The following is a 24,646-nucleotide window of genomic DNA, read 5'->3' on the forward strand; positions in this document are numbered from 1 at the left end:
AAGGTCACATCAGCATGGGTAGAGGCTTCCAGGGTGCGGTGCTGCGCGGACTCGGGGCGCGCGATCACCTAGCCACTGTGGTCGGCACCGCACAGGTCGCGCCGAATTGCGTGCGCGTCACCATGTCGGCGCCGACACTCTTCGACGACCTCTTGCACGCCCCCACCGAGTGGCTCCGATTCTGGTTTCCCGACCCGGCAGGCAACGCCACCGAACATCAGCGGGCGTACACGATCGTTTCGACGGATGCCGATGCGGGTGAGTTCGCGATCGACGTCGTGATCCACGAGCCCGCCGGTCCCGCCTGTCAGTGGGCGACAGCGGCGCAACCCGGTATGACGATTCCGGTGGTGTCCTTCGGTTCCTCACGTTTCGAGATCCCCGAGGATCTCCCGGCCGGATTCCTCCTCATCGGCGATACCGCGTCCATCCCGGCGATCAACTCAATCCTGGCTGCCTTGCCCGCCGACGTGGACGTCGAGGTATACCTGGAACGTCACGACCCCAACGATGAGCTTATTCCCCTGCGGGATCATCCACGGCGACAGCTGCATTGGGTGGACCGGGCGGACGAGACCTCGCTGGCCGCAGCCATCGAGATTCGCGATTGGTCCAACTGGTACGCGTGGGCCGGTCCGGAGGCAGGCTCGCTCAAGCATCTCCGCAAGCGCCTCAAGGAGCAGTTCGGATTCCCGAAGGCCGACGTGCACGCCGCGGCGTATTGGACCTTCGGTCGCGCGATGGGAAGCCGCCGCGGAGACACTGACACACATCAGGCACCGGCGCCGAAGACCGCTGCACCGGATCTTTCCGGGGCCAGGTCCGCCGCCGACACGCCGGTAACCCCCGCGGTACCCGTAGTCCCCCAAGGCCGATGGCGTTCGCAGGCCGCCGGGGAACTGCTGGCACCGGTCAAGAAGCAGATGATCGCGAGCGGTGTGCTGCAGGCGGTCATCACCATGATCGAGCTGGCACCCTTCGTGGTTCTCGTGGAGCTGACACGATTACTGCTCGCCGGTGCCGACGAATCCCGCTTGTGGCACACCGGAACGATCTTCCTGACGCTGCTGGTTCTGGGTGCCGCCCTGGGCGCGGCCCTGACTCTCTGGCTGCATGTCGTCGACATACGGTTCAGCGCCGGTATTCGGCGACGGCTCCTGGCCAAACTATCCCGGGTTCCGTTGGGGTGGTTCACGCAGCGTGGTTCCGGATCGGTCAAGAAGCTCATTCAGGACGACACCCTGTCGCTGCACTACTTGATCACCCACGCGATCCCCGATGCCGTGGCCGCCGTCGTCGGACCGGTCGCTGTGCTCATCTACCTATTTGTCGTCGACTGGCGCTTGGCACTCGTGCTTCTGATCCCCATCCTGGTCCACATCGTCACGACGGCGACCATGATGTTCCAGAGCGGCCCGAAAATCATCGAGGCCTCTCGCTGGAGCGAACGGATGAGCGGAGAATCAGCCGCCTATCTTGAAGGCCAGCCGGTGATCCGAATTTTCGGTGGCGCAGCGGCGTCCTCATTCAAGCGCAAGCTGGATGGATACCTCTCCTTCCTCAACGAATGGCAGCGGCCCTTCATCGGGAAGAAGACCTTCATGGATCTGGCGACTCGGCCGACAACCTTCCTCTGGCTCATCGCAGCGGCCGGCACGTTGTTCGTCGTTGCCGGGACCATGGAACCCATCACCCTGCTGCCATTCCTGATGCTCGGCACCACCTTTGGCACCCGCCTGCTGGGAATCGCCTACGGTCTCGGCGGTATTCGCGGCGGCGTGGAGGCGGCACGGCATATCGCGGTTGCCCTCAGCGAGGCCGAACTGACCGAGCAGGCCTCCGAGGGCCGTTCCGGCGAGACCTCCGTGTCCTTCGACGCGGTGACCTTCGGGTACCGGCCGGGAGCGCCCGTCATCCACGACGTCACCCTGACGCTGCGGCCCGGAACGGTCACGGCCCTCGTCGGCCCGTCCGGGTCCGGAAAGTCGACGCTCGCATCCCTGCTGGCGCGGTTCCACGACGTCGATAACGGCGCCATTCGCATCAACGGCACAGACATCCGCGCCCTCTCGGCTGACGCGCTGTACACCAAGGTCGGGTTCGTTTTCCAGGATGTGCAGCTGGTGGCGGGCACCGTCCGCGAGAACATCGCACTTGCCCGGCCCGAGGCCACCGACACCGACATTGTGGCGGCGGCCCGCGACGCGCAGATCCACGAGCGAATCCTGCGTCTCCCCAATGGTTATGACACGGTCCTGGATACCAACACTCAGCTGTCCGGGGGCGAGAAGCAGCGACTCACCATCGCCCGCGCCCTCCTGGCTGACACCCCCATCCTGATCCTGGACGAGGCCACCGCATTCGCCGATCCCGAATCGGAATACTTGGTGCAGCAGGCACTCGGCAGGCTGGTTCACAATCGGACCGTGCTGGTCATCGCACACCGACTGCACACCATCGCCGATGCCGACCAGATCGTGGTCCTGGACCAGGGCCACGTCGTGGAAACCGGCACCCACACCGAGCTGCTGGCCACCGAGGGCAGGTACCAAAGGCTCTGGGAGGGCCGCCTTCACGAGCCGTCGACGGTACTCGCCGGGGAGAACATCTGATGCTTTCCAACCTGATTCGACTGATTCCGCCCGGGCATCGCGGCCCGCTCTACGCCTATGCCGTGCTGTCGGTGCTGTCCGTCGCCCTGCGCGCGGCGGGCTGTCTGCTGTTGGTGCCGCTGCTCGGTGCCCTTTTCGGGAGCACCCCTTCCACCGCGCTGCCATGGCTCGGTGTGCTGACCGCGGTCACCGTGGCGGGATGGATCGTGGACACCGTGCAGGCCCGCATCGGCTACCGCATCGGATTCGCCCTGCTGAACGACTCTCAGCACCGTGTGGCCGATCGACTCACCCATATCCCACTGGGATGGTTCACCGCGGATCGCACCGCGATGGCGCGCCAGGCGATCTCGTCCGGAGGCCCGGACCTCGTCGGGTTCATCGCCAACCTCCTCACGCCACTGGTGGGCGCGGTATTACTGCCGGCAGCCATCACCCTCGGACTGTTCTTCATCTCCTGGAAACTGGGTGTCGCGGCCGCCATCACCCTGCCGCTGCTGCTCGGTGCGTTGCTGGCCAGTATCCGCGTCGTGCGGGCCGCCGATGAAGCGGATGCCAAGGCGCACAGCGCCCTTACCGAACGGATCCTGGAGTTCGCACGCACCCAGGCCGCACTGCGGGCGAGCCGTCGCGTCAGTCCTGCCCGCAGCCAGGCCGGCGAAGCAGTGGCCGTCGCGCGCGGTGCAACCATGCGGCTCTTGCTGTTCCAGATCCCCGGCCAGCTGCTGTTCACCATCGTCAGCCAGATCGCCCTGATCCTGTTGGCAGGCACCGCCACGGTGCTGGCGCTACGCGGTGAGATCGGGGCCCCCGAGGCGGTCGCGCTCATGGTGGTCGTGGTGCGCTTCCTGGAACCGTTCACCGTGCTGGCGGGCCTGGCCGGTGCCGTCGAAAACTCACGCGGCGTGTTCGAACGCCTCCACACGATCATCACCACCGAGGCCGCCGACCAGCCTGGGGATGCCGTCGCATCCGCCGATACCCCGGCCCCACGTATCGAATTCCGCGGGGTCGACTTCCGCTATGACGGCGCTCGGGAACACGTACTTAAGGGCGTTGACTTCACGCTGGAACCGGGAACCACGACTGCGATCGTTGGACCATCCGGGTCCGGGAAGAGCACCATACTCTCGCTTATCGCCGGGCTGCAGCAGCCAGAGAGCGGCCAAATCCTGGTCGACGGAACCGATGTCGCGACATTGGACACCGCCGCCCGCCGGGCTCTGGTGAGCATGGTGTTCCAGCATCCCTATCTGTTCGATGGGCCGATCCGCGACAATGTTCTCGTCGGACATCCCACGGCGACAGACGTGGAGGCGCGCCGGGCCATGGCACTGGCTCGGGTCGACGAGATCATCGAGCGCCTGCCCGACGCCGAGCAGTCTCGTGTCGGCGAGGCCGGCACGGCATTGTCCGGTGGTGAACGCCAACGGGTCAGCATTGCCCGCGCGCTCGTGAAGCCCGCCCCCGTCCTGCTCATCGACGAAGCCACCAGTGCCCTGGACACCGAGAATGAAACCGCGGTCACCGAGGCCATCGGGAATGATCCGCGTCTTCGCACCCGGGTGATGATCGCCCACCGGCTCAGTGCCATCCGCAACGCGGATCATGTGCTGTTCATCGACGAGGGCCGCATCGTGGAGCAGGGTTCGATCGCTGAACTCAGTGCTCTGGGAGGACGTTTCGCAGAGTTCTGGCGCCAGCAGGAGTCCACCTCCGGGTGGCGGATCGCCGCGGCCGCCAACTAGGTGGTGGCCACCAGAAACTCCTCGGCAGATAACCCGGTGCCGGGCACATAGCGGTCGATCAGTTCGCGCCCGGACACGTACGACGCGTCGGCGAAACCGCAGTCGTGCGCCAGGGAGAGTAGCTGGTCCGGAGAGAAGAAGCTCACCCACGGCGTGCCGGATTCGGCCGCCTTGGTCATGATCATCTGCCTGATCGGGCGCTCCCCCGCTTCGAGCAGCTCCAACGGCAGCAGGAACGTCATGGCCAATGCCGAACCCGGTGCCAGCAAGGCACACTGGCGCAGTGTCCCGACAATGGCATCGCAACTCAGATACATACTGACGCCCGTGGATGCCACCACCGCAGGTTTGCCGGGGTCGAACCCCGCGATCAGCAATTGATCTCGCCAGGACCCGCCCATCTCGAAGTCAACTGGAACCAGCCTCAGCCAGTCAGGAATCTCGAATCCCAGCTCGGTCAGCCGATTTCGTTTCCACGCTTGAGTGTCGGGCTGGTCCACCTCGAAAACGGTGAGCCGCTCCCCCGCTTCGGGATGGCGCTGTACGAAGGTGTCCAGCCCGGCCCCCAGGATGACATATTGCGCTAAGCCCTCTGCCACCCGCTGCTCAACGAGATCCTCGACGAAACGAGCCCGCGCCACCATGCCCAATCGGGACACCGTGGAACCCCGCGGGTCCATGTCGGGGCGCCCGCGCCAATCCTCCGGCGGTGCCACCAGGTGCAGGCCGATCCGATCGGTCAGCACATGCGGCGGCGGATCCAGTTCCACATGCAAGGCCCGCCAGAGTGCGGTGCGCACGGCGGTGTGATCGGGTTGGCCGGTGCTGAAGCTATCGGGGCCCACCAGATCTTCCTACCAGCTGCCGCTAGCCGCCCGCCATCGCGTCGCGCAGGCTCTTGGGGCGCATATCGGTCCAATGGGCCTCGACGTATTCCACACAGTCCGCACGCGAGGCCTCGCCAAAGGCCACACGCCACTGCGCCGGGACCCCGATGGCCGTCGGCCACAGACTGTGCTGCTCCTCGTCGTTGACCAGTACGTAGAAGGCGCCACTCTCGTCATCAAATGGGTTGGTACTCAATTGTTTTCCTTTCGCGACGCGCCGACTCGGTGCTGCTGTGCCCACCGAGCACTCGATCGGACAGCAATCCGAGACAGCTGAGATTGGGGAACCCCGGGCCCTGGGTCAGACCCGAGAGCGTCGGAAGGATGAGCTTGGGAGTCAGGCCGTTGACCGACAAGTCATGGCCGAGAGATTCCTGCAACACGTTTCCGTCCACGGGGGCACCCAGCTTGAGCTCCATGAGATCGAGGGCACTCTGGTCGAACAGCGGCAAGAACCACAGCGCGTCGGCCCCCGCGCCGTCGATGACCAGATCGAAGCCATGAACGGTCTCGGAAGGCTCCCCCGCACGGTCGCTGCGCAGCGTCAACCTGATCCGATCTTCCAGGGCGACGGCATGGGCGACGCGTCCGCGCAGATGGCGGATACGGTCGTCAGCCAGCAGCGACTCCTGGACACGGGCCGAGAACACTCCGCGATCGGTACGGTTCAACGCGTCGCGTCGTTCCTCCATGGTGTGGTGCAGCCACCCGGTCGGATCGCTGAACAGTGCGTTCTCGAAATACCCTTCACCGCGGGTAAACAGTGTGACCCCGGGAGAGATGACGGTGATCGTCGAAACTCGATGTCCGAAAAGCTCGTTGAGCACTGAGGCGGCTGTCTCGCCCCCGCCGATCACGGCGACGCGTTCGGCGGTGAGACGTGTTGAGCCGGCACAGCGACGCCAGAATTCGGCGATCGACAGGACATTCGGATGCTCGGGCAGTACCGAACGTTCCGGCTGTCCGGGCCCCGTCACCATCACCGCGTCCGCGGCGATGGAACAGTCGTTAGTACCCACCACCCATCTGTCGTCATCGATGGACAGGCCGGTTACCTCGCCCTGAACCACCTTCATGTCGACCGTATTGGCCACCCACGTCAGGTAGTCAGCCCAGCGCTTGTGCGTCGGCGCGGGCTTATCGCGGTCAACCCACTCGGCGAACTGGCCGGTGGCGATGAGATAGGACTGCCAGCTCAGACGCATCATCCGGGCATCGATCTCGGCGTTGCGCCCCGGGACCACGGCGGACCGGTACGGGAAACCCACGTCCTTTTCGGGGCTCGTCCCCAGCCGGTGCTGTCCATCCGTCCAGCCGCCACACGCCTGCCAGTTCGCACCGACCTGCTGACGTTCGATCGCCACCACATCGGGTACGTCGACACCGCATTCACGCAACACGGCCGCCTTCGCGGCAACCGCCACCGCCTTGGCGCCCGCGCCTATCACTGCCAATGTGGACGTCACCATAGCTCCTTCGCCAGAATCCCCAGCTGTTCGTGCCAAATCGATTGCAGCTCCGCAACCTCCGAGCGATCGAGCACCTCAGGGATCGCCCGCCACAGCGTTCCGATGGACGGCCCCTCGGTGGTCTCCATGATCAGCACCGCGATGGTGAGCTCGTGGCGTACCGCCGAATCGGGCTCGGGCACAGGTGAACCCGATACCGAAAGCAATCCGTCGCGACGCAGGAGGTCACCCTCGAATCCGCGATCGTGCCCGAGGTAGTTCAACAGGATCTGTGGATCGCGGTATTGCCGCAGCACCGCGCTGGTATCGGCACGGAGGTATCGCAACAGCCCGTAGTCGATGGTCCGCCCCGGCATCGCGCTGTGCTGCCGCGCAACCCGCTCCACCAAACCGCGTGGCCCGATTCCCAGAGGATCGGTGCCACCAACGCGCAGCGGATACGCCGTACCGAGCAGACCCACGGTTTCGGCAGTCGTGTCGCCCCGCCCGGGCACCTGTACCGCCAGCAGCGTCTCGACCGCGGCTTGTCCGCGGCGGCGGCGCCACTGGGCCACGGTGCGTGCGGCTGCAGCCACCAGCAGTTGCTCCATCGGGATTCCCGAGTTCAGCAGTACCGTGCTGACATCGGCCGGCGCGGACTCGACAGTGACTGCCAGCTCGGCTTCCCTATCGATTTCCGGATCTATGCGGCGCGAGCCAATTTCGGGATCCTCACCGTCGAGCTGGGCGATCCAGAACGGCAGGCTGCCCACGTCCCGAGCCTCGGCGGCCAACGAATTGGCCCACCGGCGGTAGCCGCTGCCGGCCTGGGTCTCGGGCGGCACAGCGCCTGCTACCAGCGACTGCCATCGAGATTCCAGCTCCTGCATGATGACTCGCCAGGAAGTGGGGTCGGCGGCGAGATGATGCACCGCGAGGATGAGAACTCCGGGACCGCCTTCGGGGTGCAGCCACACCGCCGAAAGCATCCAGCCCTGTTCGGGATCGAGTCGATCCACCGCACGGCCAATCTCGGCGCCGGCCGCGTCAGATGGATCCTCCGTGAGGATCTCGACCAAACGGAGGGACTGCCGGGCGCGCGGTACCAGCTCCAGGCGCTCGCGGTCGAGCCGACTGCGCAGCACCTCGTGCTCCGTGACCACGGCACCGAGAAGCTCCTCCAGTGCGGATCGGGTAATGCCCTCGGGCAACCAGAAGACGTGGGTTTCGGCGAGCCTGCGCGGGTTTCCATGCTCATACAGACGGCGTCCGCTAGGAAGCAACGGAATCGGTTCCCCTTCGCGGTCCTCGTCATCCGCGATGATGCCGCTACGGCGCTGATCGACCAACTGGGCCAGACCGGCGACAGTGCCCCGCTCCAAGATCTCGCGGATGTCGATCCCGACTCCGCACTCGGTCAGGATCGCCGCCGAGAGCTTGCTCGCCAGCAGCGAATGGCCGCCAAGGTCGACGAATGAGTCGTCCGCTCCCACGCTCGCGATGCCGAGCAGCCGTGCGAAGAGGGCGGCCACCTGTCGCTGGGTTGCGGTTTCCGGCTCGCGGCGCGCGGTGACGGAGCTGATCTCCGGTGCCGGCAGGGCATCCTTGTTGATCTTGCCGTGCGGCGTGATGGGCATCTCGTCGAGCACGACATACGCCGCGGGAATCATGAAGTCGGGCAAGGCCGCTGAGATCCTGGCGCGGATTCGGTCGATGTCGACCACATGTCCGCCCACTGGCGTCAGGTAGGCAACGAGACGCTTGCCGACGTGCGGCGGCTCATCAACCACCACGAGCGCCTGACCGACGCTCGGGTCCACCTCGATGGCCGAGGCAATCTCGCCGAGTTCGATGCGGAACCCACGGATCTTCACCTGTTCGTCGGCGCGACCCACGAACTCGATGTCGCCGTTCGCGTTGCGCCGCGCAAGGTCGCCGGACCGGTACATCCGCCGCCCGGGAACGAAGGGGTCGGCGATGAAGCGCTGCGCGGTAAGGCCGGCGGCCCGATGATATCCACGCGCCACATGCGTTCCGCCGATATAGATCTCGCCGATGACTCCCACCGGCACCGGTCGCAGCGCCTCATCCAGAATGTGCATCTGCGTATTGATCTTCGGAGTACCGATCGGCACTGTCCGCGTCCCCTGGATTCCGCGAACCTTGTACCGCGAGGCGTTGATAACGGTCTCGGTGGGACCGTAGAAATTGTGCAGCGATGCATCGAAGGTGGCGTGGAACTTGTCCGCGACCGGCCCCGGCAACGCCTCGCCGCCCACCGGCACCCGGCGTAGCGACTTCCACTGCGTGACTCCCGGCAGCGACAGGACTAGACCGAGCAACGAGGGCACCATATGCATCGAGGTCACTGCCTCGTTGTTCAACAGTTCAGTCAGGTACGCGACGTCACCGAGTCCGCCGGGACGCGGAATAACCAGCCGGCCACCACAACTGAGGATGCCGAAAATCTCGCCCACCGATACGTCGAAGCTCGGCGAGGCCACCTGCAGCACCCGATCGGATCCACTGACCCGATACTCGGCACGGAACCAGTTGAAGTACTCGGTCAGCGGACGATGCGTGACCGTCACACCCTTGGGCAGGCCCGTCGAGCCCGATGTGTAGATGAGATAGGCAGCATTGTCGGCGGTCAGCGGCCGTACCCGATCGGCGTCGACCGGCTCACGGGCATCGAACTGCCCGATACCCGTCACCGGCTCCCTGATGACCAGCCTCGGCTGCGCATCGCTGAGAATGTGCGCGATGCGATCGGCGGGATACGCGGGGTCGACAGGCAGATACACCGCGCCAGCCTTGGCGATCGCGAGCGCGGTGATGATCAACTCCGGTGACTTGTCCAGGAGCACCGCGACGCGATCTTCGGTACCGATCCCCTGTCCCATGATCCAGTGCGCCAACCGATTCGCCAGCTCATTGGTTTCCCGGTAGGAGTAGTGTCGGCCCTCGTAGACGAGCGCGGTGGCATCCGGCTGCGCGGCCGCACGGGCGGCTACGAGCTCGCCGAGGGTAGTCGGCTCCGCCTCGAACTGTTCCCCGGAGGACACCTCCCACAGCCACTGGGCTTCCCGCCCGTCCATGAGATCCAGGCCGCCCAGCGGGCGGTCCGGATCGGCGAGAGCAGAGTCGAGCAGGTTGGCGAAGTGGCGAAGTAGCTGCACAGTCAACCGCTCGTCCAGCACGTCGACCAGATACTCGGCCACGACATCGGCCCCCTCGGGGGCGGTCTCGATCCTCAGGCCGAGTGGCACGTACGCCACCTGACCTTCCCACGAGGCACGTTCACAGTGGATTCCGGGCGGACAGAACCGGGAAGCAGAGTCGGCGCCCATCGCGAAACCTACGCGCGGGATCACGCGGTCAAGGCTGACTCGCTGATGCGCGAACCCCTTCAGAGTGGTCAGACGGGCGTGCTCCAGAAGGTCGCGGAAGCTTTCATCACTGCGCGGTCGCATCCGCAGGGCGATGGTGTGCCCAAAGTGTCCGATCCCGCCCTGCGTATCAGCGTCGCGGGTGGGCACGGGCGCGGCCACCAAGAAGTCCTCGGCGTGCGTATACCGATGCAGCAGTGCCGAATACGCGGCTAACAACACCACATACGGTGTGGTGTTGGCCTCGTGAGCCAGTTGCTCGACACGACTCATGACCGACGCGGAAAGGCGCGCGGTAGCGCGTGCGGCCTTCCAGTCGGTCGTCACAACCGAACCGTTGGCCCCCGGAAGCTCCAGCGGTTCAGGAGGATTGGACAGCTCCTCGCGCCAGTAGTCGAGATCGGCCCCATCGGTCCCACCCAGTGGTGGTCGGCCCGGCGGCGGCGCCGTGATCGCGCTGTGCACGTAGGCGGTGGTCAGGTCGGCAAGGAAGACCGACCACGAGTCGTCGTCCCACGCGATGCGGTGCGCGACGACGAGCATGATGTGTTCGGCTGCGCCCGTGCGGATGACCGTGAGACGCAGCGGCGATTCCACGGTGAGGTCGAAAGGGGTTCCGAATTCGCGCTGTGCCAGTACGCCTAGCCGGAGCTGTTGCGCGGTGCCCGCTAGCTCGGACACATCGTGCTCGACCCATCGGGCAGGCAGGTCATGGTGCAACACGGCGACCGGATCACCGTCGGTACCGGCGCGAAACGTCGTGCGCAAAATCTCGTGGCGGGCCACCACCGCGGTCACCGCGGCGCGCAGCCTCTCGATGTCCACCTCACCGCTGAGCCGGTACGACCGGCACAGATTCATCAGTGCGGGCGTCACCCCATGGGCGAACCAGATGCGGTGCTGCCCCGCGGACAGCGCCGGCGCGGCATCAGAATCGAGGCCTACCGACGCCCTTTCGCTGGTGACGCCCACCTCGACGTCGCCCTCGCTCACGGTGCGCAACTCGATCTCACCTCGCGTTTTCACTCTTAGTACAGGCTGCCCTAACTGTGAGGAGGCTACCCTATCTAGACTGCGAGGGGTCACCCACGAGGAGCTGCGATGACACAGGCCACAACAACCCCTACCGCTTCGGCTACGAAGAGCCCAGTGGAAGGTTTTGTCCCTTTCCCCACGGCGCGCGCCGATGCGTACCGCACGGCCGGGTACTGGACCGGAAGGACCGTGGAGTCCCTGCTCCGAACGGCCGCCGCCAGACGAGCCGATCATCCCGCCGTCATCGACGAACACGGTGCGATGACGTACCGCGAGCTCGACATGGCCGCCGACCGTGCCGCACATGCACTCGTCCGGCTCGGCATTGCCCCCGGCGACCGCGTACTGCTTCAGCTTCCCAACCGGGCATCCTTCGCCGTCGCGTTCTTCGGCTTGATGCGTGCGGGCGCGATACCGATCATGTGCCTGCCGGGACACCGGGCCGCGGAGCTGTCTCATTTCATCGACGTGTCCGGTGCCGTCGCGTTGGTGATCGCCGATTCCGCCGGCGGGTTCGACTACCGCGCACTGGCCGTCGAGCTGTCCGCACAGCACGCGTGCCTGCGCCACATCGTGATCGACGGCGAGATTCCTTCGGGCGACTCGGAGCGCTTTGCCGCATGGTCAACTCTGCTGGAAACCGTTGAGGTTCAAGGTGACCTACCGGCCGCACACACCGACACCCCCGCGCTACTACTGGTCTCAGGGGGCACCACCGCGGCACCCAAACTCATCCCCCGCACCCACGAGGACTACGTCTACAACGCCACCCGGGCGGCACAGGTGTGCGGCCTCACCGAGGACGATGTCTATCTCGTCGCGCTGCCCGCCGGCCACAACTTCCCACTGGCCTGCCCGGGTCTCATCGGCGCCATCAGCACGGGTGCCACCACGGTTTTCCTTTCAGACCCAAGCCCAGAGTCGGCATTTGAGACCATCGCCCGGCATCGCGTGTCGGTAACAGCGCTCGTGCCCTCACTTGCCCAGCTGTGGGCACAGGCCACAGCATGGGAACCTGTGCTGCCGGAATCACTACGACTGCTCCAGGTCGGCGGCGCGAAGCTCGGAGCCCAGGACGCACGCGCGGTAAGGGAATCACTCACCCCGGGCCTGCAGCAGGTATTCGGCATGGCCGAGGGCCTGTTATGCCTCACGCGCCCAGGCGATCCGGCGGACATCCTCGACAACACCCAGGGCCGGCCCATATGCGAGGCCGACGAGGTTCGCATTGTGGGCGAGGACGGCGCCGAGGTCGCCGCCGGTGAAGCGGGCGAATTGCTGGTGCGTGGACCGTACACACTGAACGGGTACTACCGCGCCGAGGCGGACAACATGCGGTCCTTCACCGGCGACGGTTTCTACCGCAGCGGTGATCGCGTGCGCGCGCTGCCCGATGGCTATCTGGAAGTCACCGGCCGCATCAAGGACGTCATCCTGCGCGGCGGCGAATCCATCGCCGCACTGGATCTCGAATCGCACCTACAAACACATCCCGCCGTCTACGCGGCCGCCGCAATCGGCCTGCCCGATCAGTACTTGGGCGAGATTGTCTGTGCAGCAATCGTTTTCAATGGCAAACCGGTGACGGCCGCGGAGCTCAACCAACACCTTCAGGAGCGCGGCGCCGCGACACACTCGCGCGTGGACAAGCTGGTGGCGGTTCCGTCACTTCCCCTCACCGCGGTGGGCAAGATCGACAAACGCGCCCTGATGACCTCCTTGACGAGCTAAGCCTCGACACGTTCGGCCCTGAGCCGAATCGCAAAAACCGGGGCCCCTAAGGGGCCCCGGTTAACGCCATGTGTTGGCAGCGCGGAGGTTATGCCTCGCGTTTGATCACGTACGGGGCGATACTGCCAAGCTTCTCGCAGGTCTCCTCGAACTCCCGATCGGGTGTCGACGCCTCGATGATGCCCGCGCCCGCGCGCAGCCAGGTGTGCCCATCCTGCTCGTAGGCCGAACGCAGTGTCAGCGCCGCGTCCAGTCCGCCATCCGGGGACATCATCACCACCGCGCCCGAGTAGAGACCGCGTGGGTGATCGTCGAGCCGAAGGATGGCGTCAACGCCCTCGGCCTTGGGGATACCCGAGGCGGTCACCGCGGGGAAGAGCGCCTCCAGCGCATCCATCCTCGTCATCCCGGCGCTCAGCTCTCCACTGACGGTCGATCCCAGATGTTGCACGCTGCCGCGCTCACGCACGGTCATGAAGTCGGTCACCTTCGTGCTGCCCGATTCGGCCACCTCGGCAAGCTCGGCGAGTGAGCTGCGCACGGAAATCGCATGCTCCACAATCTCTTTGGCATTCGACTCCAGATCGTCGCGCGCCACCCGGTCTGCGTCCTCACCCCGGCCGAACGCGCGGGTTCCAGCCAACGGCTGCGTGATGACGGTTCCGTCGGCCTCGACGGCCGCGACAAGTTCGGGGCTGTAGCCGAGGGCACGAATGCCACCGAGCCGCAACAGGAACGAGCGGACCGGCGTGTTGTTCTGGCGGCCCAGGCGGTAGGTGGACGGAAAGTCCATGGCGAACGGCACTTCCACGCGCCGCGACAGAATCACCTTGTGGTACAGACCCGATCGGATCTCGGCGGTGGCGATGCCCACGCGGCCGCGGTAGTCGGATGGGTCCGGAGCCAGGTCGATCGACGCCGGTACCGGCACCGCGGGGGCACCCTGATCGAGCACCCGCCTAATCTCGTCGACATAGCTCTCTTCGCAGACCGACACTCCGTCGGCGGTAATCACGACCTCCGCCCGGGGGACGAAAACCCGCGCCATCGGAGTACCCGGGGTCAGCCGGTGCTGCAGGCCAAAGCGGTACGTGCCGAACTCAAAGGCGACCCACCCGAAGGCGCGATGCACGCCGTCGGAGATCTCGTTCACCGCTCGTTCGAGGGCGGCGCCGGGGTGCCCGGACCAACCGCGTTTCTCCACAGCTCCGTCGCGGATGATGCGCAGTCCGTCGCTGTCGAGTTCGACGGAGGCGCGGGCGCCGATGGCGAGCACCCATTCGCCGTCACGTTCGTAAATCAGGTATTCATCGCCGCTGCGCTCGGGGATTTCCTGCGCGAGAACACTGGCGAGGTCGGCCGGCGCAAAACCGTCCGGCAGCCCCTCCTGCACAGAAACCCAGGTCTGGGCGCCGGTATCGGGATCTACGACCGTACTCATCTTCGACACCTGAGTAAGCCTAGCCTATGCTAAGTGGCCCTGGTACCCGCCCGTAACATGACCTCCGCCACGTTGCCAGGCCCCATCTAGTGTGCTTCGGCGTTCCTGTCAGCCGGCCGCAAGTGCCTGTCGCGCATAGGCTCTCACATCCGCATCACCATCTTGCAGCGCGCCGGTCAGTGCGTCACGAACGGAGGGCTCCGTCGAGGCCCATTGGCTCAGACTCAACACGGCCGACTTGCGGACATCCAGATGCGGATCGTCCAGCGCCCGCGCCAGCGGCGGTACAGCCTGCCCCGGACGCGCTCCGGCCAAGGCGCGTACCGCACCCTGACGGATCTGCCAGGCCGGAGCCTTCAGTGCCTCCTCGACGGCATCGAGGATCTGGTCGTCGACCCCCAGCGCACCCACGGCCGTCAACGCCGCTGCCCGCACCAGCGGATCACGATCACGCACCAGCACCCGGACCGCCGAAGCGCCGGCTGCCAACTTCGCTAGCCCATTGGCTACGGCGATGCGTACCTCGCGGTTCTCATCGGCGGCGGCGGTGGCAATGGACACCGCATCGTCCACCGACACCAGTGCGCGTACGGCTTCGATGCGGACTCGATGATCGGAGTCGCGCACGGCCGCCACATAAGCGGCAGGATCACCGACCTTCCGGGCACTCGCCACATACAGCGCGGTACTGCGCACCAGGGGGTCGGGCGCGCTGACGTGATCACGGATCGCTGCAGGATCCTCGAGAACCTCGACGAGCTCCCGTACGCCATCGGCCGCAGTACGACGCACGGACGCATCGCTGTCCCCCAGCGCATTCAACAAGGCATCCTCGTAACCCGCGGGTATGTGCTCGGTGAGCGCTGCGATCGCGGTGCGGCGCACCCCCGGATCATCATCGGTGAGGTACTGCAGCAGTTCCTCGACGGTGGGAGCCTCCAGCGACAGCACCGCGGCGATCCGCGGGGACGGCGGCTGTTCGGCTTCCGCGGCGACGACATTCGAGATCCGGGCGGCCGGCGCTTTCCCGCCCATCAGTTCGGGCTGATGCACCGGGATCGGATCGGTCTCCCCTGACGGCAGGTCGTCGAGACCGGGAACCGGAACGAAATACGGTGCCACGGGCCGTTTCACGAAGTCCATGCCGCCGTCGACGGTCTTGCGCAGGTTCAAGTGATAACGCCAATTCACGTCGTCACGATCCGGGAGGTCCGCCCTGTCGTGGTAGAGACCCCACCTCGATTCGGTGCGAGTCAATGACGAACGCGCCGCCATCTCGGCACAGTCTCTGATGAACGACACCTCGGCAGCCCGCATCAACTCATGGGGGGTACGCGCACCGATCTGGCTCACCTCGTCGGCCATCCGCTCGAATGTCTGCACGGCCAGCGATAACTTGGCCGCCGTCTTCGGCGGGGCCACATAGTCGTTGACGAACCGGCGAAGCTTGTACTCGACCTGAGGCTGCGGCGGGCCGTCCGGATGGCGCAGCGGGCGGTAGATCAGCTCGTGCGCCTCCTTGACCTGGTCAACGGGGAACTCCAGCGGTGCGGGTGTTTTCGAGAGTGTCGAGGCCGCGTGCTCCCCGGCCAGATCGCCGTACACAAAGGCGCCGATCATGTAGTTGTGCGGCACGCACGCCAGGTCTCCGGCCGCGTACAAGCCCGGCACCGTGGTGCGCGCATGCTCGTCCACCCACACCCCTGATGCGGAATGACCACTGCACAAGCCGATCTCCGAGATATGCATCTCGATATCGTGGGTACGGTAATCATGCCCGCGATTGGCGTGGAACGTGCCACGGGTGGGGCGCTCGGTAGTGTGCAGAATGCTCTCCAGCGCCGTCAACGTCTCATCCGGCAAGTGGGTCACCTTGAGATAGATGGGACCGCGCGCGGACTCGATTTCGTTCTTGACCTCCGCCATCATCTGGCCGGACCAGTAGTCGGAGTCGACGAAACGCTCCCCCTGCGCATTCACCTGGTAGCCGCCGAAGGGGTTGGCCACATACGCGCACGCCGGACCGTTGTAATCCTTGATCAGCGGGTTGATCTGGAAGCACTCGATCCCCGACAGTTCGGCCCCGGCGTGGTACGCCATGGCGTACCCGTCCCCCGCGTTCGTCGGATTCTCGTAGGTGCCATACAGATACCCGGATGCCGGCAGACCCAGGCGACCACATGGCCCGGTCGCCAGAATCACCGCCTTCGCGCCGACCGTGACGAACTCACCAGTGCGGGTGTTGAAACCCGCGGCGCCAATCGCACGGCGCCTTGATATCCCGTCGGTTCCCGCACCCAGGTCTTCGGTGAGGATCCGCACGGGCATGACCCGGTTTTCGATGCGAATCTTCTCGCGCATCGACTTCTGCCGCAGCACGCGGTACAGCGCCTTCTTGACGTCCTTGCCCTCGGGCATCGGCAACACATAGGCGCCCGATCGATGCACGCGTCGCACCGCGTACTCGCCGTGCTCGTCCTTCTCGAACTTGACCCCGTAGCGTTCCAGTCGCTGTACCATCGCGAATCCGCGTGTCGCGGTTTGATAGACAGTGCGCTGATTCACGATCCCGTCGTTGGCGCGGGTGATCTCCGCGACGTAGTCCTCCGGTTCGGCCTTGCCGGGGATGACTGCGTTGTTCACACCGTCCATACCCATTGCCAGCGCACCGGAGTGCCGCACATGCGCCTTCTCCAGAAGTATCACCTGGGCACCGTTCTCAGCCGCCGTCAGTGCCGCCATGGTCCCGGCGGTTCCGCCACCGATCACCAGGACATCACAGTCCAGCCGGATGGCGCTATCGAGTTCAGGGATCTGCATCAGGCAACAAGCTCCGTATGATTCAGTGCGGCAAGAATTTCGGTGCGTAAAGCGCTCCGATCGCTCAGTGGCTCGCGAGGACTGGGAACATCCAGCAGTGCGCGCAGCGGGTGGCCGGCGCGGCCCAGGACCGCGATTCTGTCTCCGAGTAGCAAGGCCTCGTCGACATCGTGGGTCACGAACACCACCGTGGTGGGATGACTGCGCCAGGTATCGATCAAGAGGCGCTGCATGCTGGCTCGAGTCTGGGCATCGAGCGCTCCGAAGGGCTCGTCCATCATGACCGCGCGCGGAGCACCCGCCAGGCCGCGGGCCAACTGGACACGTTGGCGCATGCCGCCCGAGAGACTCTTGGGCAGGTAATCCTCGAAGCCCGTCAGGCCTACATCATCGATCCAGGTCTGCGCCGCCGCACGCCGCCCCACACGAGGCACACCGCCCAGCTTGAGTGCCAGCTCGACATTTGATTGCACAGTGCGCCAAGGCAATAAAGCATTGTCCTGGAACACCATTGCCCGATGGCGTGAGGTGGTGACAACCCTTTCGCCGTCGGCGCGGATGGTGCCGGAATCTGGCGGGAGCAGCCCGGCCAGTGCGCGCAGCACGGTGGACTTTCCACAGCCCGAGGGCCCGGTGAGGACCAGGATCTCAGCGGGGCGCACGGTCAGGCTGAGGCGGTCCACCACTGTACGTCCGCCATAGCCGAGGGTGACCCCATCCAGCACGAGGGTTGAGGCACTCATGAACGTGCCTCCTCAGCGCGGGGCAGCCACCGTGTCACCCGGCGCCCGATCAGCTCGACGGCTGCCGACGTCAGAAAACCGAGAACCCCGATGGTGATAATCCCCACGAACACATCCGGATAGGCCAACACCGTGTACGACTGCCAGGTCCGATATCCGACTCCCAAACGGCCCGAGATCATTTCGGCGGAGATCACACATATCCAGGCCACACCGATGCCGACGGACAGCCCACCGAACACACCGGGGAGGCTGCCGGGCAACACCACTCGCAACAGCACATCCCAGCGACCGCCGCCCAGTGTGCGGACCGATTCTTCCCACAGCGTGGGCAGTGCGCGCACCGCGTGGCGGGTACTCACCATGATGGGGAAATACGCCGCCAGGAAGGTGATGAACACGATCCCGGCCTCATCGCTGGGAAACAACAGGATGGCAACCGGCACAATCGCGATCGCGGGAATCGGGCGGGCCAATTCAGTGAGCGGGCCAAAGATGTTCGCGAACAGCGGAGAACGTCCCAGCCAGATACCGGTGATGACACCGAGCACCGCGGCGAGGCCGAACCCGGTGAGGATCCGGATGGTGGATTGGCCGAGATCTAGCCAGTATTGCTCGGTACCAATGCGCTTGGCGAGCGCGGAGACGATCTCGGTGACTGTGGGAAGGGTGTCGAATCGAAGCCCGAACCGCACTTTGTTGGCGGTCAAGAGCTGCCAGAGCAACACGGCAGCGGCCACGGACGACGCCCGGATACCCCAGGCGAGATACCGCGAACCCTGTCGCCGAGGATTCGCAGCCACGTGGACCTGCCCCTCGGCGGCGGCAACCCCGACCGTTCGCGGTCTGGCTTCCAGGATCGGCAGGCTGCTCACGATGCGGCCGCCAGTGCCTGCGTGTAATCCAGGGAAGCGGCATCGGGATGACTGGCGATGTACCGGCTAGCGCCCGCACTCGTCGTGAACGGGTGCAACCCAGCCGAATCCCGGACCCACCAGGCATGGTCGGCGAACCACCGGGTGCCTAGTTCGGCATCGGCGACGTAGGCGGCACGGACCTTTTGACCGGCCGCGTTGGCTGCGTTGACGGCCTTTAGCAGCTCCTGCGCGGTCGGGTACACCTGCGTGGAATCCTTACCGTCGAACCAGATCTCGGCGGCACGACCCGGGTCAGCCCCGTCGGCAGGGTGCAGCACCAGCGGATTGACCTTGGCGGCCAACTCGGCTTCGTAATTCTTCGCACGTGTCGCGTAAGCCTGACGCAGCGGACCATCCTGCACAAACTCGTTGATGTTGAGATCAGCGAAGTCTCCGATTGATTTCAGGTAGGGCACATCGCTTGTGAACGCCTCGATGAGTGACGGCTTGAGCGTGGCGTCGAACGACGTGCCGCCCGGCCCGTTGTAGAGGTACACCACTTCCTGGGGCAGGCCGCTGCCGTCGGCCACGATGCGAGCCGCCTCGAGAGACTTTTCGTGGATGAAATCGGTGGCGTCCAACTGAGCCTGCAAGAACGCGTCGAGCACCTCCGGATGCCGCTTGGCATAGTCGCGGCGCACCACCACGCCGTGAAAGGTCGGAACATTTAGCTCGGCACCGTCATAGAGGAGCTTGGCCTTCTTCTGGAAGACCAGCAGGCCCGGCCAGGCCACGAACTGTGACAGCGCTTGCACCTGACCGGATTCCAGGGCCGAGGCACCAACCTGCGGCTGCTGGTTCAGCACCTCGATATCCTTGGCCGGGTCCAGGCCGTCGTTGCGCAGCGCGCGCACCAACGTGCCATGCCCGGCCGAGCCCACACTCGCGGACACCTTCTTGTCCTTCAATTCGGGAAGTGTGGTTATTGTCGAGTTCGGTGGTACCACCACCATGTTGAGCGCGCCCTTGGCGTTGTACCCGGTGATCGATACCAGCTCGGTGCGAGCCTTCTCGTTGGCCTGAGTCTTAGATCCATTGATCAGCAACGGATAGTCGCCCATCGAGCCGATGTCGATCTTCTCGGCGAGCATCTGTGCGGTGATCGGCGCTCCGGTGTCGTAGTCCTGCCACTGCACGGTGTACTTGTTTCCGGTGCGCGAACCGGCCTCCGCGAGCCGCTTCTCCAGGTATCCCTGAGAGCGCAGCAGCGTGCCTGCGGTCACCGTGTTGATGGTCTTCGATTGATACCCCACAACGACGGTCACCTCGTTCGCCGAGCCGGACCCGGAGTCCAGGGAGCAGCCGGCGACGAGGGTAAGAAGCAAAGCGGAGAGAAGGGCTGTTCTCTTCATGAGGTGTCCTGACTTAACGGAGTAGATAGGGCATGTTGACGGTGACGGCACCGGTAGGACAGCGAGCCGCGCACGGGCCGCAGTACCAGCACTCGTCGACGTGCATGAAGGCCTTGCCGTTTTCTGGATTGATCGCCAGCGAATCCAGTGGGCAGATGTCCACACACAGCGTGCAGCCTTCGATGCACAGCGATTCGTCGATGGTGACCGGAACGTCGATACGGTTGTTGACCAATGTCATGAGAGTCCTCAGATATCCCTTAATAGATTGCTGCGCAACGTGATTCGATCACCGCGCATCCGGATGTACTCGAGGTCGACGGGGGTCCCGTCATCGAGGTGGGTCAGTCGCTCCAGCAGCAGCAGCGGCGCACTGTCGGGCACTTGCAATGTCGCCGCCGAATGTGAATCCGCCGCAACGGCTTCCAGCGCCAGATTGGCCGATCCCAACCTGCGTCCAGTCACACGCTCGATCAGGGCGAATACGTCGTTGGTCTCGAGCTGGTGCTCGATGACCGCCTCCCCCACATCGGCGGTGAGATAGGTCTTGTCCAGGCTCAGTGGCAGATCGCCGAGGTAGCGCAGCCGCTCGATGAAGATGACGCGCGCGCCGGGCTCAAGTCGCAACCTGTGCGCCACCGCCGGCGGTGCATTCACCTCCTGGATGACGCGGACCTCATTCCAGACCTCGCCGTATCCCTTGAAGGTCTCCTTGAGCCCGAGCAGCGCGTCCAATCCGTGCTCGTACTTGCGCAACGCAACGTGAGTGCCGGTACGAGGTCCACGCTCGATGAGGCCTTCTTCCTTCAGCGTCGTCAGCGCCTCCCGGACCGTATTGCGGGACACAAAGAACTCCGCGGCCAGTTCCTGTTCGCTCGGCAGGCCGCCGTCGGTGTATCCCCCGGCGTGGATTTGGTGGCGCAGCACATCCGCGACCAGCCGCGCCTGATCGGCGCGCGGACGGCGTAATGGTGTGGGCTCGACAGCGGCCACGAGTTCTCCTGACGTGAGACAACCTCGCCAACACGCTAAAGGCCAGCTCAACGGCCATCCGGCGAATGAAATCGATATCTGTCAGGTCTGCTTCATTGCGCCGGTCGCTACCCCACTCCTACCTGCTACGCACCGTCGGATGCACACCATTGCGCCACCGCCGCGCGACGGCCGGGATTGGATTCAAGGTGATCGGAACGGCGGGTCAGAGGACGGTGCGGGCCCGCTCCAGGAAGGTGCGCGCCGCCGGCCCCGTCGGGCCGCCGAGGCGCCACGCCAGCGCGAGCCGACCTCGTAATGCGGGTTGGATATCCAGTGCAACCACGCCTGGCCGGGTCCGTAGATATGGAGCGGGCACCACCGCCACACCAAGCCCCTGTTCGACGAGGACCAGTAACGACCGCGGTGAGCTCGCTTCGAACGCCACATTCGGAGTGAGGCCCGCGGCCTGGCACGCGGATTCCAGAATCGAACGAATACCGCTGCCCGTGGGTAGGCAGATCAGGATGCGCTCACAGAGCATCTCCAGTGTCACCGTGCGCCGTTTCGCCCACGGATCGGAGGCCGCAACCGCGGCGACCAGAGGTTGGTCATCGATGATGCGCAACCCCAGCTCCTGCGGTTCCCCGGCCCCCAGGGCGAGAATGGCGCCGTCCAGCCGACCCTCACGCAGCCCTGCGATGAGCTCGTCCGACCGCGCTTCGGCAAGGCTGATGCTGATCGCGGGGTGGTCGCGATGGAACGCCGAGAGGAGCGCGGGCAGACCAGCGCCGTGCGAGGTGACGGTGCCGAATGCGATATGTCCGCGCAGCAGTCCCCCGATCTCATCGGCCACCTCGCGGATTCCGTCGACCGCGGCCAGAGCGGCTCGCGCATAGGGAACCACCGCTTTGCCCGCGTCGGTAAGTCGGACCTGGCGCCCCGATCGGTCGAACAGTTCCTGCCCCAGTTCACGTTCCAGAAGGCGGATTTGGGCACTCACCCCCGGTTGCGCGACGCGGAGAGAAGCCGCAGCTCTGGTGAAACTCGCCGCGTCCGCCACCGCCAGCAGGTACCGGAGCTGGTGCATCTCCATAAGTACTAATTATAGAACCGTGAATAGATAGATCTTGGACTTCTGAATGCCGTCGGCCGATGCTGAATGCTATGAGTGAGAACACGACAAAAATCGTGATTGCCGGTGCCGGCATCGGTGGGCTTACCGCAGCCCTGACCCTGCATGCCGCGGGCTTCGACGCCGCGGTGCTGGAGAGCGCACGCGACGTCAAGCCACTGGGCGTCGGTATCAACATGCTTCCGCATGCCGTGGGCGTCCTCACCGAACTCGGACTGGGCGACGAGCTTGCCGGCATGGGCATCGCTACCACAGAGATTCGATTCTGCGATAAGCACGGCGCCGTCCTGTACAGCGAGCCGCGGGGACGCGCGGGTGACTACCCGTACCCACAAATCTCGGTGCACCGCGGTCGTCTACAACTCATGCTGCTCCATGCGGTGCGGGAACGCCTTGGTCCACAAGCAATTCGGACGGACTGCCGGGTTCTCGGATTCGAGGGCAACGATGCGGGTGTCCGCGTACGTACAGCCGACGGCGATATTGCGGCAGCCGTTCTGGTGGGCGCCGACGGCGTGAATTCGGCGACACGCGCACAACTTCATCCGGTGGATCCATTGCGCTGGTCGGGTGTGCGAATGTGGCGCGGGGTGGCCGATATCGGCCGCTTCCTCACCGGGAAGGCCATGGTCGCCGCGCACGACGACACCGATCACGAACTCATCGCCTACCCGATCAGCGCACACACCGTGAACTGGGTGGCACTCGCACGCACCAATCCCCCCGGGGAGCTACCCGACAGCGCACGGTGGAATGACCCCGTCAACGCCGATGAGGTGCTGGGCCACTTCCCCGGCTGGGACTTCGGGTGGCTGGATGTGGGCGCAATGGTGCGCGGCACCCGACGCATCGTCGAGTACCCGATGGTGGACCGCGACCCGCTGCCCTCGTGGGGCCGCGGCCGAGTCACGCTGCTGGGCGATGCCGCACATCCCATGTATCCGCTGGGGGCCAACGGTGGATCACAGTCCGTCGTCGACGCCCGGGTGTTGGCGCACGCACTGTCGGAGTCGTCCGGCGATTTCGCACTCGGCTTGGCGGCCTATGAGGCCCAGCGGATCCAGGCCACACGCGATGTAGTGCTGGCCAACCGCGCGATGCTGCGGTCCTGGGGCGAGGAGTCTGCGGAGGGCCTGGAAAAGGCGGCGCGGTCATATCGGCAGCGCACGAGGGCCTGACCCGCCGACTCGGCATGAATGGAACCAACAGTGGAGGTCATCCAAGCAATCCACATGGCGCTCACATCCGGGCCCCAGGAATCGCTGGCTCAATAGGGACATGCACCAGAACCCAACCTCCGGCACCGACGACTCGGAACCCGATGTTGTCGTCGTCCTCAATGGCGATGACCCCAGCGGGCGTGAGATCGTCCGGATTCTGGTGCGCAACGGGCATCGGGTCGTCGTCTGCGGCAGACATGCCACCGATCTGACGAGGATGCTCCACGGCTACGGGGCGGATCAGGTGATGGCCATCGCCGCTGATGCCACCGATCCGCGTCAGCTGCGCGAACTCTGCCGACGTGCCACGGACCGGTTCGGCACCGTCACCACCATCCTGGACGCGGCGGGTAGGCAGATGCCGAGGCTGCGGCTCGCCTCGTAGCCGGCATCGACCGTTCCATCAGGCCGTTTCCCTTTACGCCATCCAGTAAGCCTGGGCCTTGATCGACCTGCGCGCGATGCCGTAGTGGCCCTTGAGGACGTGCGAGACCTCGCGTGTGGTCCGCGTGTCGCATGCCACCCACCCGAAGAACTCGGGGGCATCGAAGGCTCCCTCACGCACGACGTCGGCGAGCGAGCGTTCGCCATCGCGATCCACCCAGACCGCATCGGCGCCGACCGGCAGTGTTTTGTCGCTCTCGTGTGCGGCCTCCAGAAACACCGTGGCCGGACTGTCGCCGATCGCCGCCAGCAGGGAGTTGATCGCCGGCAGGGACGCGGTGTCACCGACGATGACGTATCCACGGGGGGCCGGATCGGGGAGCTCGAAATGACTGCCCAGCACCGTCGCCTCGATGGTGTCGCCGACCTGGGCAGACTGTGCCCAGCGCGCGGCCAGCCCGTCGTGCAGCGCGAACTCGATATCGACGGTATCGGCCTGCGGGTCGGGATTGACCAGTGTGTATCCACGCTGGTGCAGCTTCTCCCCATCCGAGAACCACAGCCGGATCCACATGGTCGGATGAACGTCACGACCGTGCAGCAGACCACCTGCCGAGAAGCTGAGCCTCAAATAGTGATCGGTCAGCTCCTGCCGACCGGTCAGTGTTAGCTGATAGTCGCCGGCGCGGAACAATTTGAGAACCGTGCCCTGCCATCCGCGTGTCGGTTGCGTCACTGTGCTCGGCATTACACCCTCCTCGATTCGCTGAGTGCGCTTTTAGTTTAGGCTAGCCTAAACATCTTGACCTGCA

General features: G+C 65.2%; 18 protein-coding genes. 5 read left to right on the plus strand and 13 right to left on the minus strand.

Features of this window, described 5'->3' with window-relative positions; translation table 11 throughout:
* Nucleotides 1-14: 14 nt before the first annotated feature.
* The gene (locus B4394_RS22715) at nucleotides 15-2,612 is read left to right on the plus strand and encodes an ABC transporter ATP-binding protein/permease (protein ID WP_078316347.1); all 2,598 of its coding nucleotides are present in this window, start codon (nucleotides 15-17) and stop codon (nucleotides 2,610-2,612) included.
* On the plus strand, nucleotides 2,612-4,360 hold the full coding sequence (locus B4394_RS22720; protein WP_078316348.1) for an ABC transporter ATP-binding protein: 1,749 nt from the start codon (nucleotides 2,612-2,614) through the stop codon (nucleotides 4,358-4,360). The genes B4394_RS22715 and B4394_RS22720 overlap by 1 nt, the downstream gene beginning before the upstream one ends.
* Here the strand turns inward: B4394_RS22720 and B4394_RS22725 are convergent.
* The 4 genes from B4394_RS22725 to B4394_RS22740 form a co-directional block, all read right to left on the minus strand.
* Nucleotides 4,357-5,160: a class I SAM-dependent methyltransferase gene (locus tag B4394_RS22725; RefSeq protein WP_286142350.1), complete on the minus strand. Its 804-nt coding sequence runs from the start codon at nucleotides 5,158-5,160 to the stop codon at nucleotides 4,357-4,359. The genes B4394_RS22720 and B4394_RS22725 overlap by 4 nt on opposite strands.
* Before the next feature lie 67 nt (nucleotides 5,161-5,227).
* The gene (locus B4394_RS22730; RefSeq protein ID WP_078312266.1) at nucleotides 5,228-5,443 is read right to left on the minus strand and encodes an MbtH family protein; all 216 of its coding nucleotides are present in this window, start codon (nucleotides 5,441-5,443) and stop codon (nucleotides 5,228-5,230) included.
* Nucleotides 5,424-6,713, minus strand: coding sequence for an NADPH-dependent L-lysine N(6)-monooxygenase MbtG (gene mbtG, locus B4394_RS22735; protein WP_078316368.1), 1,290 nt, complete (start codon nucleotides 6,711-6,713; stop codon nucleotides 5,424-5,426). The genes B4394_RS22730 and mbtG overlap by 20 nt, the downstream gene beginning before the upstream one ends.
* Nucleotides 6,710-11,086 carry a non-ribosomal peptide synthetase gene (locus tag B4394_RS22740; RefSeq protein WP_078316367.1) on the minus strand — a complete coding sequence of 1,459 codons (4,377 nt, stop codon included), beginning with the start codon at nucleotides 11,084-11,086 and terminating at the stop codon, nucleotides 6,710-6,712. Before B4394_RS22740 ends, mbtG begins: the two co-directional genes overlap by 4 nt.
* A gap of 99 nt (nucleotides 11,087-11,185) precedes the next feature.
* Between B4394_RS22740 and B4394_RS22745 the strand changes: the two genes are divergently transcribed.
* A complete protein-coding gene (locus B4394_RS22745; protein WP_078312264.1) occupies nucleotides 11,186-12,850 on the plus strand; it encodes a (2,3-dihydroxybenzoyl)adenylate synthase in 1,665 nt (554 codons plus the stop codon).
* An 88-nt stretch (nucleotides 12,851-12,938) separates the two neighbouring features.
* Here B4394_RS22745 and B4394_RS22750 read toward each other — a convergent pair whose 3' ends face one another.
* The 8 genes from B4394_RS22750 to B4394_RS22785 form a co-directional block, all read right to left on the minus strand.
* Nucleotides 12,939-14,291 carry a salicylate synthase gene (locus B4394_RS22750; protein WP_502688417.1) on the minus strand — a complete coding sequence of 451 codons (1,353 nt, stop codon included), beginning with the start codon at nucleotides 14,289-14,291 and terminating at the stop codon, nucleotides 12,939-12,941.
* Nucleotides 14,292-14,399: 108 nt separating this feature from the next.
* Nucleotides 14,400-17,111 (minus strand): fumarate reductase/succinate dehydrogenase flavoprotein subunit, encoded by a 2,712-nt coding sequence (locus B4394_RS22755; protein ID WP_078316350.1) that lies wholly within the window; start codon nucleotides 17,109-17,111, stop codon nucleotides 14,400-14,402.
* The gene (locus B4394_RS22760; RefSeq protein ID WP_078316351.1) at nucleotides 17,111-17,854 is read right to left on the minus strand and encodes an ABC transporter ATP-binding protein; all 744 of its coding nucleotides are present in this window, start codon (nucleotides 17,852-17,854) and stop codon (nucleotides 17,111-17,113) included. The genes B4394_RS22755 and B4394_RS22760 overlap by 1 nt, the downstream gene beginning before the upstream one ends.
* Nucleotides 17,851-18,711: an ABC transporter permease gene (locus B4394_RS22765; protein WP_502688418.1), complete on the minus strand. Its 861-nt coding sequence runs from the start codon at nucleotides 18,709-18,711 to the stop codon at nucleotides 17,851-17,853. Before B4394_RS22765 ends, B4394_RS22760 begins: the two co-directional genes overlap by 4 nt.
* Before the next feature lie 14 nt (nucleotides 18,712-18,725).
* Complete coding sequence (locus B4394_RS22770; protein ID WP_078316352.1) at nucleotides 18,726-20,123, minus strand: ABC transporter substrate-binding protein; 1,398 nt, start codon at nucleotides 20,121-20,123, stop codon at nucleotides 18,726-18,728.
* Between the two features lie 13 nt (nucleotides 20,124-20,136).
* Nucleotides 20,137-20,364: a 4Fe-4S dicluster domain-containing protein gene (locus B4394_RS22775; protein WP_070936987.1), complete on the minus strand. Its 228-nt coding sequence runs from the start codon at nucleotides 20,362-20,364 to the stop codon at nucleotides 20,137-20,139.
* Nucleotides 20,365-20,372: 8 nt separating this feature from the next.
* Nucleotides 20,373-21,116 (minus strand): GntR family transcriptional regulator, encoded by a 744-nt coding sequence (locus tag B4394_RS22780; protein WP_078312258.1) that lies wholly within the window; start codon nucleotides 21,114-21,116, stop codon nucleotides 20,373-20,375.
* 205 nt (nucleotides 21,117-21,321) lie between these two features.
* Entirely contained in the window at nucleotides 21,322-22,191 is an 870-nt protein-coding gene (locus B4394_RS22785; protein WP_078316353.1) for a LysR family transcriptional regulator, read from the minus strand.
* Nucleotides 22,192-22,250: 59 nt separating this feature from the next.
* Here B4394_RS22785 and B4394_RS22790 point away from each other — a divergent pair, with 59 nt between their 5' ends.
* Together B4394_RS22790 and B4394_RS22795 are read left to right on the plus strand one after the other, a co-directional pair.
* Complete coding sequence (locus B4394_RS22790) at nucleotides 22,251-23,408, plus strand: FAD-dependent monooxygenase (protein WP_078316354.1); 1,158 nt, start codon at nucleotides 22,251-22,253, stop codon at nucleotides 23,406-23,408.
* Nucleotides 23,409-23,508: 100 nt separating this feature from the next.
* A complete protein-coding gene (locus B4394_RS22795) occupies nucleotides 23,509-23,835 on the plus strand; it encodes an SDR family NAD(P)-dependent oxidoreductase (RefSeq protein WP_078316355.1) in 327 nt (108 codons plus the stop codon).
* Nucleotides 23,836-23,868: 33 nt separating this feature from the next.
* Here the strand turns inward: B4394_RS22795 and B4394_RS22800 are convergent, their stop codons facing one another.
* Nucleotides 23,869-24,582, minus strand: a complete 714-nt coding sequence (locus B4394_RS22800) for a siderophore-interacting protein (RefSeq protein WP_078316356.1) — start codon at nucleotides 24,580-24,582, stop codon at nucleotides 23,869-23,871.
* Between the last annotated feature and the right edge of the window lie 64 nt (nucleotides 24,583-24,646).

Source organism: Mycobacterium sp. D16Q16 (genome assembly GCF_002013745.1).
Classification (GTDB): Bacteria; Actinomycetota; Actinomycetes; order Mycobacteriales; family Mycobacteriaceae; genus Mycobacterium.